Source organism: Salinivibrio sp. KP-1, assembly GCF_000968645.1.
In the GTDB taxonomy this organism is placed as follows: Bacteria; Pseudomonadota; Gammaproteobacteria; order Enterobacterales; family Vibrionaceae; genus Salinivibrio; species Salinivibrio siamensis.
Map to the genome: position 1 here is coordinate 221793 of NZ_LAQR01000001.1, position 13754 is coordinate 235546.

The 13754-nt window shown below is 50.2% G+C and carries 10 protein-coding genes and 1 pseudogene; 4 read left to right on the plus strand and 7 right to left on the minus strand.

Features of this window, described 5'->3' with window-relative positions:
- Nucleotide 1: 1 nt before the first annotated feature.
- Both WN56_RS00985 and WN56_RS00990 read right to left on the minus strand, forming a co-directional pair.
- Nucleotides 2-688 (minus strand): DUF3334 family protein, encoded by a 687-nt coding sequence (locus WN56_RS00985; protein WP_046073195.1) that lies wholly within the window; start codon nt 686-688, stop codon nt 2-4.
- A 128-nt stretch (nt 689-816) separates the two neighbouring features.
- The gene (locus WN56_RS00990) at nt 817-3960 is read right to left on the minus strand and encodes an ATP-binding protein (protein ID WP_052707985.1); all 3144 of its coding nucleotides are present in this window, start codon (nt 3958-3960) and stop codon (nt 817-819) included.
- 349 nt (nt 3961-4309) lie between these two features.
- Between WN56_RS00990 and WN56_RS00995 the strand changes: the two genes are divergently transcribed.
- The 3 genes from WN56_RS00995 to nagK all read left to right on the plus strand — a co-directional run bounded on the left by WN56_RS00995 (nt 4310) and on the right by nagK (nt 6541).
- Entirely contained in the window at nt 4310-4654 is a 345-nt protein-coding gene (locus tag WN56_RS00995) for a DUF3802 family protein (protein ID WP_046073196.1), read from the plus strand.
- Between the two features lie 127 nt (nt 4655-4781).
- Nucleotides 4782-5531, plus strand: a complete 750-nt coding sequence (locus WN56_RS01000; protein WP_046073197.1) for a tRNA-uridine aminocarboxypropyltransferase — start codon at nt 4782-4784, stop codon at nt 5529-5531.
- A 107-nt stretch (nt 5532-5638) separates the two neighbouring features.
- Nucleotides 5639-6541 carry an N-acetylglucosamine kinase gene (gene nagK / locus WN56_RS01005; RefSeq protein ID WP_046073198.1) on the plus strand — a complete coding sequence of 301 codons (903 nt, stop codon included), beginning with the start codon at nt 5639-5641 and terminating at the stop codon, nt 6539-6541.
- Nucleotides 6542-6586: 45 nt separating this feature from the next.
- Here the strand turns inward: nagK and WN56_RS01010 are convergent, their stop codons facing one another.
- Nucleotides 6587-7648 carry a ketoacyl-ACP synthase III gene (locus WN56_RS01010; RefSeq protein ID WP_046073199.1) on the minus strand — a complete coding sequence of 354 codons (1062 nt, stop codon included), beginning with the start codon at nt 7646-7648 and terminating at the stop codon, nt 6587-6589.
- Nucleotides 7594-9129: pseudogene (locus tag WN56_RS01015) on the minus strand (NAD-dependent malic enzyme); the annotation flags it as partial. The gene WN56_RS01010 and the pseudogene WN56_RS01015, both read right to left, overlap by 55 nt.
- Nucleotides 9130-9609: 480 nt before the next feature.
- Between WN56_RS01015 and WN56_RS01020 the strand changes: the two are divergent.
- On the plus strand, nt 9610-10347 hold the full coding sequence (locus WN56_RS01020) for an ABC transporter substrate-binding protein (RefSeq protein WP_046073200.1): 738 nt from the start codon (nt 9610-9612) through the stop codon (nt 10345-10347).
- 116 nt (nt 10348-10463) lie between these two features.
- Here WN56_RS01020 and WN56_RS01025 read toward each other — a convergent pair whose 3' ends face one another.
- The 3 genes from WN56_RS01025 to WN56_RS01035 all read right to left on the minus strand — a co-directional run bounded on the left by WN56_RS01025 (nt 10464) and on the right by WN56_RS01035 (nt 13709).
- Entirely contained in the window at nt 10464-10946 is a 483-nt protein-coding gene (locus WN56_RS01025; RefSeq protein ID WP_046073201.1) for a YajQ family cyclic di-GMP-binding protein, read from the minus strand.
- A 52-nt stretch (nt 10947-10998) separates the two neighbouring features.
- Entirely contained in the window at nt 10999-12054 is a 1056-nt protein-coding gene (locus WN56_RS01030; RefSeq protein WP_046073202.1) for a 3-deoxy-7-phosphoheptulonate synthase, read from the minus strand.
- Between the two features lie 185 nt (nt 12055-12239).
- Nucleotides 12240-13709 (minus strand): YdiU family protein, encoded by a 1470-nt coding sequence (locus tag WN56_RS01035; RefSeq protein WP_046073203.1) that lies wholly within the window; start codon nt 13707-13709, stop codon nt 12240-12242.
- Nucleotides 13710-13754: the final 45 nt, after the last annotated feature.

Genomic DNA, 13754 nt, shown 5'->3' on the forward strand with positions numbered 1-13754 from the left:
TTTAAATCCCTAGTTCGTCAAGTAAGTCATTACTACCGCTGTCTTTTTTGTCGCTTTTGTCGTTAGACTTTTCTTCTAGTTGGCGTACTGTTTCTGCTTCCAGAATGGAATCAGGATCAACCTCTTCCCCTTCTTCAAAGTCCTGAAGCTGAATAAACTCGGTACGCTCCATGGCAAGCTCAAGATAGAAGATATTGTTGTGCTCAGTGGTAAAGCTCACGCGGCGCGCCTGTGGCTTGTCGATGTTGCTATCGACTGACACCGTAATATTTTTGTTAACCGCCATCATCTTCGGCTGGTTTTGGGTGATAGAGGTTTGGATTGAACGCTTAATCTTACCGGTGAAATCGCCAATAATCTGGTTCATGAGCTCACCGAGCACATCGCCCACTTCATCTGCGGTGTGTAAGCTGGCTAACTCTTCTTCGGGGATCCCCATATGCTGCATGTAATTGCGGTAAATTTCTAACGCCGCGGCGGAGGAGAAGTTGATCACAACAAGGCCAGAGAAGCCACCATCAAACAGTACAAAACAGCCGAGGTCAGGCTTGAGGCTGGTTTTGGCAATCTTTTGTACCATAGCAGCATGGTGTACGGGAGAGTCAGTCGCTTTGGTTAATACTGCCGTGGCGGACTGACACAGTTTGAGCAGAATGTCCTCGGAGGTGACTACTTTGGTTTTTCTCATTATTCACTACCGTCATGGTTGATAAAACTTACTGTCAGTGTGGCACTGGATTGCGCGATTTGTACACCGATTTTCCGGATATCCGGATAAGGGATCACATTCATCTGTCTGTGACCGCGTATATTGGGTCATTGAGGATCACGCGGTAATACCTCCAGCAAATGATCAAGTACCGTGTTGATACGGGTTAATGCCTGAACAAGTGCTTCTGTTTGCTGATTGTTAGCGGCTTGTTCGGCCTCAAGACAGGCTTGGTGAAGCGCTGTCGCACCAATGCTGCCTGCGGCAGATTTCTGTTTGTGTGCCGCCTCTTTTAATGCTTGCCAGTGTTCAAAAGGCGTTTGCGATTGCGCGAGGGCGCGTAGGCCAGGGACGCTACGTTTGAGGAAAACATTCACAATGTCTTGATAGGCGTGTTGCTGTCCGCCATATAAGCGATCAACCACCGTTGGATCGAGTATAGATGGCGCGTCGGCGCTGGCTGTCACAGGGGGTGGCGTCGGTCGCGTCGTCGCGTGTGGACGGTTAATCCAATAGGTTAAGCGTTCGTCAAGCGGATCCAGCTCAATGGGCTTGGTAATGTAATCGTCCATGCCTGCTTCAAAACACCGTGTTTCTTCACCACTGAGCGCATTGGCGGTAATGGCGATAATAGGCACCCAACCCGATGCCCCTTGGATCTCGCGTAAAGCCGCGGTGAGTGCATAGCCATCCTTGTTGGGCATATGGCAGTCGGTCAGGACAAGATCCACCTGATGGTGTTGATACGCTGTGAGTGCCTGGTCACCATCATCCGCCATCACCACCTCATAGCCAAGATAATGGAGTTGCTGGGTGAGTACCTGTTGGTTCGTGGGGTTATCCTCTGCGACTAAAATACACCCGCGAGTGCGTTCGGGATCGCGTGCTTTGGCTTCTGCCTCGTCGGGAAGAGGCAACATAGCGTCAGATTCCGCCAACATACTGATATCGGGACTTTCAAGCCCAAGGCATACACGTAGACCGTGGACCAGACGACGATAGGTTAATGGTGAGGCAAACAGCTCTACGATGCGTTTATCAGGGTGGGTTGCCAGCGATAAGGTATGTTTGAGCGCAATCACATGATCGACCGCGCGTTCAGCGATTAATGTACTTGGCTCGGCGTGGGTGGTAATCAATAACCGGTGTGTGGCCAGTTGCTTGTCCACTTTCGACGGCGATGAATCATGGTGATAAGCGATATGCAAGTGCTCCAGATAGCGGCACACCGCGTGATTGAGTGCGTCTTGAGGAATATCCACTGCAACCGATAATTGTTGCGCATGCTCGCGACTAATCGGTCGCTCTGCAGGTTCTGCCAATGGGTTTACCGTATAATCGATACGCACGGTAAATCGTGTGCCGTTTCCCTGCTCACTCTCAATGTCAATCTCACCGCCGAGGAGATCGATAATATTCTTACAAATGGCTAAGCCGAGCCCTGAGCCTCCAAACTCTCGGGTGGTAGACGACTCCGCTTGGCTGAATGGCTGGAAGATAGTGTCGAGTTTATCTGGTGCAATGCCGATCCCGTTATCGGTGATGGTAAACACCAGCTGTGCTTTTTGCGCCTGTGGGTTATCTATCGCGTCAATATTAACTGTTACAAAACCAGGCTGACGGTGCTGGCCACCAGAGAACTTAATCGCATTACCAACCAGATTAAACAGCACCTGTTTTAATCGGTTGGGATCGCCCACCAGTTGATCGGGGAGGTGAGGGTTAATGAATAGTGACAGTGTCACCTTTCGCTTATTGGCATGATGGCTGACGGTGTCCATCACTTGCTCTACGGTATCGGACAAAGAAAAGGTGACACGTTCAAATTGCAGCTTTCCGGCCTCGGTGCGTGAAAAGTCGAGGATGTCGTTAATGATGGAGAGCAAAGAAAGAGCGGATTCGCGCACCGTGCTAATCAGGCTTTGCTGAGAGGGCGTTAACGACGAGCGACGAAGCATATCGAGCATCCCAATCACACCATTCATTGGCGTGCGGATTTCATGACTCATGGTGGCGAGAAATTGCGCTTTGGCGCGAGAGGCACTTTCTGCGCGCTCTTTTTCGGCCATTAATTGCTCTCGAGCCTGATTACGAGAAATGATATGCGCACGAAATATCACCAGACCATGGGCGATCTTACCAACTTCATCCGTCCGATCTTGAAAATTACTGGCCGGTGGGGTCATATCGCCAGCCACCAGGCGCTGCATGGAATCGGCGAGTTTGGCAATCGGCTGAGTGAATGTGCGGTAAATATAAAAGTACATCGCGCCACTGACGAACAAGATAAAAATCAGTAAATAGCCAAGGTTGAGCTGATTTGAGTGGAGTATTGAACGCAAATCAACCATTGAGCGGGTAACCACTTTTCCTGTCTGTTGTGCGAACGTTGAGAGCGCATCCTCAAGCGCTTGGTATTCTTGATCACTCAAGGTTCGCACTGCGGTCATGGCACCGACTTTGGCACTGGGCTGATAGTTATTAAAAATGGCGATACCACTGCGCTTTAAACTGGTGAAATGGTGGCGGATGTTGGACAGTTTTTTCAGTGAGGCAGGGTCGTTGAGCTCGAACTGCGCCAAGGAAAGATAGCGCTCGAATGTTGCCATATCTTCCATAAAGCGTTGTCGGCTACTTTCTCGCCCATCTAGATATTGGTTAAGCTCAGTCAGCATATCGCCATTTTCATCGACCAGCTCATCAAGGTATTGCAACACGGCCAGGTTATCGGGCTGTGTGAGCGATTGTGAGGCCTTTAATTCGGCAATCAAGTTATCAATCGGTCGCACCACATCAATGGATAGTCGCATTACCTGTTTACGTGCCCATTGCTCAGCGACCGGATCAAACTCTGTTAAGACTTTTTGATGAGCGATACGTTGAAAGCGCTCATAAAGCTGGCTGATCAATGAAAGTCGCTGCTCTGCGTCGGGTTTTACCTCACGCAGGCGAGCCAGTAATTGTTCAAAATCTTGCTGACTTTCTAGAAAAACCGCGAGCGATTCATGACGGCCCATGACATATTTGAGCATGCTGGCATTCATATCACTGGCGGCACGCTGCATGCGCATGGTGATAATTGCACTCGGGATTTCTTGATGAGTAGCGCGGCCAACATCGCGGTTGACGCGCTCCTGCATGATGTAGCTCGAGACTGACAGGCCCAGCACCATCAAGGTGATGAAGGTCATGATCAACCCAATCTTGCTGACGATACTCTTACCAAATGGGCGAGGGTGATTTACCTTCATGACGATTCCTACATCCTTGTCAACGATTGATTTGGGCGTGATCCGTGTTAAATTGCGCGTTGTGTTGTTTGCTTTCATCACAGTGAAGCCAGACTATACTGCAAGGAGACTGGCGTCAGTCGTTTGTATGATTTGACGTTGCCACTCGGCCCCTTTATTCGAGCCAGACTGAAAGGGAAGAGGACGATGTGAGCAGACACCATGTCATAGAACGATGATCAGTTTATAGTATACAGTGCACTAAGCACTGCGAAGCGTGACTCGCTTTCTAATTTCGCCTTCAAGAGGCGCAAATAGCCGACGGGCACGGTACAATAGCGATAGTTGAATAGTCTAAGGACAAGTAATCATGGTAGTAGACTCAGACGGGTATCAAGCACTGATCGAACATTTTGCGTTTAATCTCTCTGTGTTTGAAAAACCGGGTGAAGCCATTGGCGATGATACCATTGCCGATATTGTGCACGATCTGGTCGCCTCTAATATTATGACCATTTGCGAGCAAAATCCTGGGCTTTCGTCTGCATTGCGCTTCACCATATTACGAGAGGCTGACCGTGTGGTTGAAGATATGGAAGAAGTGCTGGCGGGTCGGTGGGAGCAACCAGTGACCGCAGAGCAGGTAGGCTTTCTCGAAGAGTACGTTGCCTTGGTAAAAAACCTTTTTGATGGTGCCATGGTCGAGCTGCGCTAGTGACAAGCCCTGACGGTTACCGTTTAATGCCTGTCTTCCTCTGCTTTTGTGATCTTGGCCGCGCGATACTGACAGCAAACCTCAGTTCGGTATACTAGGCGGTCCATTTACAACCTCAGATTTTACCATGTGCCAATCCGCCCCGCGTCACGCTATTCATGCGCTTTATTCCGCCCGTTTGGCTCGTGCAACGCGTCCCTATCTCGCACGTGGCGCCGGTGTAGACCGCTGCCCATCATGCATGTTAGTTCGTCATTTCTGTGTGTGTGAGTACCGAGCAGCGTGCCAGACCCATGCCGCGTTCATGTTACTCATGTACGATGATGAGGTGCTAAAACCCAGTAATACAGGACGTTTGATTGCTGACTGCGTCGCGGATACCTACGCGTTTATCTGGTCACGTACGCAACCTGATCCTGATATGTTGGCGTTGTTATCCCGCTCAGCGTTTCAACCCTATATTGTCTTTCCTGCTCAGTACACAACCCCGACGCGTATGACGGCGCCAGCACGTATCCATGACAGCGCGAAGCGGCCGTTATTTATCATCATTGACGGCACTTGGCGGGAGGCGAAAAAAATCTTTCGTAAAAGCCCTTGGCTTGATCACTTTCCGGTTTTAAGTATTGAACCTCAGGCATTATCTCGGTATCGCGTGCGCGATGCTCACGGTGAAAACCAACTGGCGACAGCAGAAGTGGCTGCGGAAGTGCTTGCTGTCAATCAAGAGCACAAGGCGGCAGATTACTTAAACCAATGGTTCGATGTCTTTCGTGAGCGATACCTCGCAGGCAAACGACAAAAACACCTTGCGGAAGACAATGCGTTGACGCGCTTTCTTGATGACCGACCCCTTGTGAATGATGCCGACCCCTGAGTGAAAAGTCTGGTTGGAAAACAACGAAACTTGGGGCTAATCACGGACTTTTGCCTTGGTTTGCTGAATAATCTGGTTAAATAACGACAATTTAAGGTGGCTTAGCCATGTATTACGGCTTTGATGTGGGCGGCACAAAAATTGAATTTGGCGCCTTCGATAAACAACTCAATCGTGTTGCGACCGAGCGTCACCCAACACCAACGCAAGATTACCCCGCATTAATCGACACATTGGTGCGGTTGGTGGAAAAGTATGATGCGGAGTTAGGGCAAAAAGGAACCATTGGTATTGGTATTCCAGGCTCTCAAGCAGAAGATGGAACGGTGCTGACCGTCAATGTGCCCGCGGCAAATGGACAGTCGCTACGGGCTGATCTACAAGCACGCGTCGGGCGCGAAGTGCGTATTAGCAATGACGCCAATTGTTTTGCGTTGTCAGAAGCATGGGATGCGCAAGCGCAATCGGCGAAAACCGTGTTAGGGCTAATCTTGGGCACAGGCTTTGGTGGTGGTTTGGTGATCAATGGCAAAGTCATTAATGGCAAAAACCAAATGGCGGGTGAAGTCGGGCATATGCGCATGCCGATTGATGCCTGGCTAAGGTTGGGTGATAACCCGCCGATGTTTGCGTGTGGTTGTGGGAATAAAGGTTGCTTGGACAATTATTTATCTGGGCGTGGGTTTGAACAGCTTTATGCTCACTTTTATCAGCCGTTGTCAGCGATCGAAATCATCGAACAGTATCGCCAAGGTGAACCGGATGCGGTGGCATTTGTTGACTGCTTCTTTGATGTGTTAGCCATGGCTCTGGGAGGCGTATTAACCGCGTTTGATCCAGACATGGTCGTGCTTGGTGGCGGTCTATCTAACTTTGATGAGCTGTATCAAGCGATTCCTGAACGCTTACCGGCACACCTACTGTCTGCGGCTAACGCCCCTGATATTGTCAAAGCGCAGCACGGTGATGCGGGAGGGGTGCGTGGCGCTGCCTTCCTACACCTAACCTGATGCCAATAACAAAGCCGACGCAAGTCGGCTTTGTGGTGAGACATTTTATTCTGGTTTTTTATGCTGACAATGGCGAATGGCGTTGTCGAGTAATTCAAGTGCCGTTTTATCGGTTGGCGGTAACGCTGCGTCAGACTCAGCGATTGGCGTTGTACGCTCGCCCCAACGGATTAAGCCTGCGCCCCAAGTCAGGCCAGCGCCAAATGCCGCGGTGAGTAGCTGGCTATGTGGCTTGACCGCCCCTTGCTCAACTGCTTCGCACAAAGCGATGGGAATCGTGGCTGCTGAGGTATTGCCATAGCGCTGGATATTAATAAACGCCTTATCTAACTCGATGCCAGCGTGCTCACATAAGGTTTCGATAATCCGTTTGTTGGCTTGGTGTGGCACGACCAGATCAATACCGTCAGCATTGAGCTGATTCCGTGTTAACACCTGATTCGCCGCTGATCCCATGCCTTTAACCGCGCGTTTAAAAATGTCACGGCCGATAAAATCAAACGCAAAATAGCCATTGTCCGGGTCGAAGCGATCCATTGCGGTGCCAAAGGCAGGGATCGCGAGTACATCACGGCCTGCTGGATCACAACCAAGTTGCGCGTCAAGTAGCCCCACTTCCTGTTCGCTTTTGCTCACCACGACCGCGCCGGCACCATCACCAAATAGCACGGCGGTATCGCGTTTGCTCCAATCCAAATACCAGGTTAAATGCTCTGCGCCGATAATGAGTGCATGCTGATAGTGGCCAGCTTGGAGCATCTTGGTTGCGGTTTCTAATCCGTATAAAAACCCGGTACAAGCGGCATTCATATCAAATGCAGCGGCACGAAGTGCACCTAAGTTGCCTTGCACTTTGGAGGCAATATTGGGGATCAGCGTGTCTGGTGAGCAGGTCGCTACAATCAACAGATCAAGCTGGCTTGCCTCAATGCCTGCCGCCGCTAATGCGCGTTGAGCGGCAACGGTGGCGAGCTCTGAGGTTTCTACATGACTCACTCGGCGCGCTTCAATACCTGTGCGTGAGCGAATCCATTCATCATTGGTCTCTAAAATTGTGCTAACGACGGTAGCAGGGCGCCTGTGCCACGCTTGGCTAATGGCGAGCACTCAGCTAAAGCGCGCGATGAGGCCATCAGCATGCCATCTGTCACCCGGGATGCAGCAACCGCTAACACGCCCAGCCCAATGCCTGGGAAAATATAGCTGTTATTACACTGTGCAATAGGAAAGGTCTTGCCATTGTCTAAACGAACAGGCTCGAACGGACTCCCTGTGGCAACCAGCGCTTGGCCGTCAGTCCAGCGCAAAATATCAAAGGGCGTTGCCTCCACACGGCTGGTAGGGTTAGAGAGAGGGAAAACGATAGGACGTGGGCAATTGGCATGCATTTCTTTCACCACATCCTCGGTAAATAATCCAGGTGCGCCAGAGACGCCGACCAATACGGTCGGTTTCGCATTCCGCACGACATCGAGCAACGAAATGTTACTGTCTTCTAACTGCCAGTGGTTGAGCGCCTCGCTCTTTTGCACCAGCCGTTGCTGAAAGTCGAGTAAGTTAGGCATGGCATCGATTAATAGCCCCCAACGGTCGACCATGTAGACACGTGCGCGCGCCTCTTGATCGGAGATACCTTCAGATACCATTTGCGCGATGATCGCTTCGGCAATACCACAACCGGCTGACCCAGCGCCCAAAAATGTGATGCGTTGCTCGGAGAGCTTAGTACCTGCGGCTTTACACGCTGCAATCAAAGAGCCAACAGTCACCGCGGCAGTACCTTGAATATCGTCATTAAAGCAGCAGACTCTATCCTTATATCGCTCCAGGATCGGCATAGCATTTTTTTGTGCAAAGTCTTCAAATTGAATCAAGGCATCTGGCCAGCGGCGTTGAACCGCTTGGATAAACTCTTCAATAAAGGCATCGTATTCTTGTCCGCTGATGCGGGTGTGACGCCAGCCCATATACATGGGATCAGAAAGGCGTTGTGGGTTATTGGTACCGACATCCAACACAATAGGGAGTGTGTAGGCTGGACTGATCCCACCACAAGCTGTGTAAAGCGACAGCTTACCAATCGGGATGCCCATGCCGCCAATTCCCTGATCGCCGAGTCCGAGAATACGCTCCCCATCGGTGACAACAATCACTTTGACGTTATGACGAGAGGCGTTATTAAGTACATCATCAATGCGATCGCGGTTAGGATAAGAAATGAAAAGCCCGCGGCCTCGGCGATAGATATTGGAGAAGTTCTCACAGGCTGCGCCTACCGTCGGAGTATAGATGATGGGCATCATTTCGGTAATATGGTTGGAAACTAACCGGTAAAAAAGCGTTTCATTGGTATCTTGGATGTTGCGTAGATAAATATGCTTGTCGATATCGTTCTCGAAGCGCTGATACTGTTGGTAGGCACGCTCAGTTTGTTCTTCAATCGTTTCGATGGCGTCAGGCAATAAGCCCTCGAGGTTAAAAAACTTACGCTCTTCGACGCTGAATGCGCTTCCTTTATTCAACAATGGCGTTTCTAGCAAGGCTGGTCCCGCATAGGGAATATAGAGAGGACGTTTTTGGTTATTCATGAATGATCAGACTCGATGTTGTCTTTTAATTAGGTCGATGATGAGTACTGGGCGTTATCTGGTGCCTTCGTGGCAAAAATGATCCCTTGCGAAACGCTTTAAAGGCGTCAGTCTGCGATAGCCCATAATTACGCTGTAATTGGGGACAAAGTTTAGGCATGAATGGTGACCTAATTCAACTTTTTTACTTGATTGTGCGGGATCGGCAGAGGGATATGAGAGAGCGTTTAAATTTGTTATCAGCGCTGAACTGCTCATTTTTGTCTGATTATTCAAACGTTTGTACATAGAAAAAACGGAAGTTAGATCACAACCTCCGGCAAAACTGCGCACGGGACATGGAAGCTGACTACACTAGAGGTGGTGAGCGAATAGTGACAAGGCCACGCCTTATCCTATTCAGCTTCCCCAATTTGGTATGAGCTAATAATAATAATGTTGGCTGAGCACATTTAATGGAAGGTTAAAAGAGGTAGTCCAATGAAGTCACTCATTGCCGCCAGCTTGCTGGTTTTCTCAACCACCACACTCGCTGCAAACTTAGGCGATCTTGATTATATCACTGAGGTGTATCCGCCGTTTAACTATGAAGAGCGCGGTGAGTTAAAGGGAATTGCGGTTGATTTTCTCGAAGCTGCAACAGAAGCAGCAGGTGATCCGGTAAGCCGAGATCAAGTGAAGATTCAGCCATGGGCACGTGGCTATGCCACGGCACTGTCTGAGCCCAATACCGTATTGTTTTCAACCACACGGACGGATGAACGGGAAGATAAGTTTAAATGGGTAGGGCCGATTACAGACACAAAAATTGTTGTCTGGGCCCCTAAAAGCAAAGGGATCACTATCGACAATGCGAGTGACTTTGCCAACTATAAAGTCGGCGTTGTACGCGATGACGTCGGTGAGCACTTGTTACGCTCAATGGGTGTCGATGAAGGCGCGCTACGCCTCTCGCCAAAAGCGGATTTACTCGCCAAACAATTGGCGGCGGGCCGTGTTGATATGTGGGCGTACGAGGAAAACGTCAGTGCCTTCATTATGAGCCAAAACAATATTGACACTAGCCAGTTTGAAGTGGTTCATGTCTTGGATGAGTCTCAGCTCTACTATAGCTTTAGTAACAACACGCCAGATAGCTATGTTGAAAAGCTACAAGCGGGCATTGATCAAGCGACCGCCGATGGCACGCTTGAGGAAATCAAAAGCAAGTACAAGTAGTATGACGCGAGTGTTGTCACGAAAAAGCGCTTAGCGACTGACACGCGCTGCCGAATAAAACGGGCCTAAGTCTAACAGGCCCGTTTTTTTATGCTATTGATAACAAGTGCTCGGGGCTAGTCGCGAAAGTTTTCAAATTGGAAAGGCTGCTCAAAGTCACTTTCCTTGATTAATTGAATCACTGCCTGCAAATCATCCCGTTTTTTTCCGGTGACACGTACTTGCTCGCCCTGAATCTGGGTTTGCACTTTCATCTTGGCATCTTTAATCGCTTTGGTGATCTTCTTCGCGACAGGCGTTTCAATACCGTTTTTAAATTTCACCTGTTGATAAAAGGTTTTGCCAGAGTGAACCATGTCTTGGATATCCATTGCGCGTGCATCAACACCACGCTTGGCGAGGTTACTGCGCAACATGTCCATCATTTGGTTAACCTGAAAATCCGCTTCAGCCGTTACTTTCACGGTTTCTTTATCGAGTTCGAAGCTGGCCTCAACACCACGAAAATCAAAGCGAGTTGCAAGCTCTCGATTGGCGTTGTCCACTGCGTTTTTTAGCTCAACGTTGTCAATTTCAGAGACAATATCAAATGAAGGCATAGTCTTTTCCTAATTGGGGCGTGAGCCAGTCACGCCGATAAATCGTCAGTCATTATGGGGTGTTGCGCGCCGCGACGGCATCAGCCAGTTGCTCGAGCAAGCGCTCGGTATCGGCCCATCCCAGACAGGGGTCAGTGATCGACTGGCCATAAACGCGTGATTGCTCGTCACCCATGGTTTGATTGCCTTCTTGTAAGAAGCTCTCAGCCATGATACCGGCAATCGCTTGCTCGCCATGGCGGATCTGATCAGCAACATTCGCGCATACATCAAGCTGGCGGCGATGCTGCTTTTGGCAATTACCGTGGCTGAAGTCTACCACAAGCTTACCAGGCAATTTGAAATCGCTTAGCGTTTGCGCGGCGGCTTTCACATCGTCGGCGTAATAGTTCGGCTGATGACCGCCGCGTAAAATGACATGCCCATCTGGGTTGCCTGCGGTTCGATAAATGGTCATGCTGCCATTTTTGTCGGGTGAGCAGAAAAGGTGAGACTCTCTGCTGGCGCGAATGGCATCGACGGCAATACGGATATTGCCGTCTGTGCCATTTTTAAAGCCGACAGGGCTGGAGAGTGCAGAGGCCATTTCACGATGAATTTGTGATTCTGTCGTGCGGGCGCCAATCGCTCCCCAGCTGATCAAGTCAGCGATATACTGACCCGTGATCATGTCGAGAAACTCGGTAGCGGTCGGCAGTCCCATTTTGTTGATATCGAGTAGGAGCTCACGCGCCGTAAACAGGCCTGCACGAATATCACCGCTTCCGTCAAGGTGCGGGTCATTGATAAGGCCTTTCCAACCGACAACCGTACGTGGCTTTTCAAAATACGTGCGCATCACCACCAATAATTGGTCGCTGTACTTATCGGCGAGCGGTTTAAGCTTGGCTGCGTAATCACGGGCCGCGTCGGGATCATGAACAGAGCAGGGACCAACAATCGCTAGCAGCCTCGTATCGTCGCCATTGAGAATACGACTGATCGCCTGTCGTGCGGCGGTAATATGGTGAGCAACATTGTCGTTGATGGGGTGGGCAGCTTCCACCTCTGCAGGCGTAGGCATGGTATCAACCACACGTGTTCGAAGCTCATCGGTTTTCAGTGGCATAGAGGACAGCCTTCCTCACATCTTATTCTGTTGCGAAGCCAGTAAGATAGCAAAAAACGCCGCCTATGAAAGCATCAATGTGACATCTGTTGGATTTTTCTTGTCAGAGCGGTGATCACCGAGGCGTATTTTAGTGAATTGATGATGAGCGCCTCAGTGGCACATGACTCAGGCGCACGTTTAGGTTACGAGGAGCAGCTAAGGGTCATATCTTTCTCTTCATCGGCGGGACGCCGAGCGAGGGAGTCAAGCGCGGAATGTGACGCAAACGGGGAAGCCAGTACTGTCATCAAATTGTGAGTTGGCTGCATGTCACCTTGTTCTGCCGCCTCTATCGCCTGCTGGGCCAAATAATTACGTAAAATAAACTTAGGATTGGTTGCCTGCATGCCAGCGAGTCGAGTGTTGTCGTCATGATCTGCCACCCGTTGGTGGTATTCGCTTAACCAAGCCGTTAAGGCATCGGCATCTGATACGAGGTCGTTAAACTGGCTGAGTGTCTTTGCACTTAATAGCGCCTCTTGCTTGATGTCACTGAGCCTGCGAAAGAAAAGGGTGTAGTCGACTTGTTGAGATTCGAGCAATGAAAAAAGCGCGTTGAACAAATCAGTGTCCCCTCGCTGTGCATCGGACAACCCTAGTTTGTCGCGCATGGCTTTGCTGTAAGCCACCTGGAGATGGTGTTCATAACCGCCGAGAATGTCGTTAATCACGTCACTTTCAAGCAGTGGGGTAAAGGCGTAGCCAAGCGCAGAGAGGTTCCATAGCGCGATAGCAGGCTGCTGATTAAAGGCATATCGCCCCGTGTAATCAGTGTGGTTACAAATATTGCTCGGGTTGAAATCATCCAAAAAAGCATAGGGGCCATAATCGAAGGTCTGGCCTAAAATCGACATATTGTCGGTATTCATGACACCATGGTTAAAACCAACCGCTTGCCACTTGGCAATCATTTCTGCCGTGCGCTCGACAATTTCTTGTAGCAATGCGGCATAAGGTTTCTCGGCCTCGGCAAGCTCAGGAAAATGGCGTGCAATGACATAGTCGGCCAGCGTACCCAGTGCATCGTGCTGTTGGCTGTAAAACAAGTACTCAAAATGGCCGAAACGCACGTGGCTTTCCGAGACCCGAAGTAAGGTTGCGGCCGTCTCGATGCGCTCGCGCATCACCGGGGTATCGCTGGTGGCCATGGCTAATGCCTGCGTGGTAGGGATGTTGAGTCCCTTCATTGCTGCGCTCGCGAGATACTCACGGAGGGTGGAACGTAACACCGCACGCCCGTCGCCGTGGCGGCTATAGGGGGTTTTTCCCGCCCCTTTTAAATGCCAGTCCCAGAGTGTGCCATTATCATCACGCCACTCTCCCAATAACACCCCACGACCATCACCGAGCTCAGGGTTGTATTGGCCGAATTGGTGCCCTGTGTATTTCATTGCAAAGGGTTTGCGGCCCGCAAGCGGCGCCTCCGCAGACAGAATTGCACGAAAGCGTTCACTGTGAATGTCTGCCGTTGTTAAGCCGAGTTCATCAGCTAGCGCGGCGTTGTATGTTAGAAGCCGGCCGTTGTCCAAAGGCGTAGGGGTCACTGCTTTACCCAGTGCGTTTCCTAATTGGCTAAAGCTAAACCGAATATGTTCACCATCAAATACTGCCATGCATCCCCCTTTAGGTTAATCATTTAAGCCTAACAGCCTGGCAGC

Coding starts and splice junctions, on each gene's coding strand:
- WN56_RS01000 (WP_046073197.1), top strand. CDS start 4,782: ATGTGCCAATCCGCCCCGCGTCACGCTATTCATGCGCTTTATTCCGCC.
- nagK (WP_046073198.1), top strand. CDS start 5,639: ATGTATTACGGCTTTGATGTGGGCGGCACAAAAATTGAATTTGGCGCC.
- WN56_RS00990 (WP_052707985.1), bottom strand. CDS start 3,960: ATGAAGGTAAATCACCCTCGCCCATTTGGTAAGAGTATCGTCAGCAAG.
- WN56_RS00995 (WP_046073196.1), top strand. CDS start 4,310: ATGGTAGTAGACTCAGACGGGTATCAAGCACTGATCGAACATTTTGCG.
- WN56_RS00985 (WP_046073195.1), bottom strand. CDS start 688: ATGAGAAAAACCAAAGTAGTCACCTCCGAGGACATTCTGCTCAAACTG.
- WN56_RS01020 (WP_046073200.1), top strand. CDS start 9,610: ATGAAGTCACTCATTGCCGCCAGCTTGCTGGTTTTCTCAACCACCACA.
- WN56_RS01025 (WP_046073201.1), bottom strand. CDS start 10,946: ATGCCTTCATTTGATATTGTCTCTGAAATTGACAACGTTGAGCTAAAA.
- WN56_RS01035 (WP_046073203.1), bottom strand. CDS start 13,709: ATGGCAGTATTTGATGGTGAACATATTCGGTTTAGCTTTAGCCAATTA.
- WN56_RS01030 (WP_046073202.1), bottom strand. CDS start 12,054: ATGCCACTGAAAACCGATGAGCTTCGAACACGTGTGGTTGATACCATG.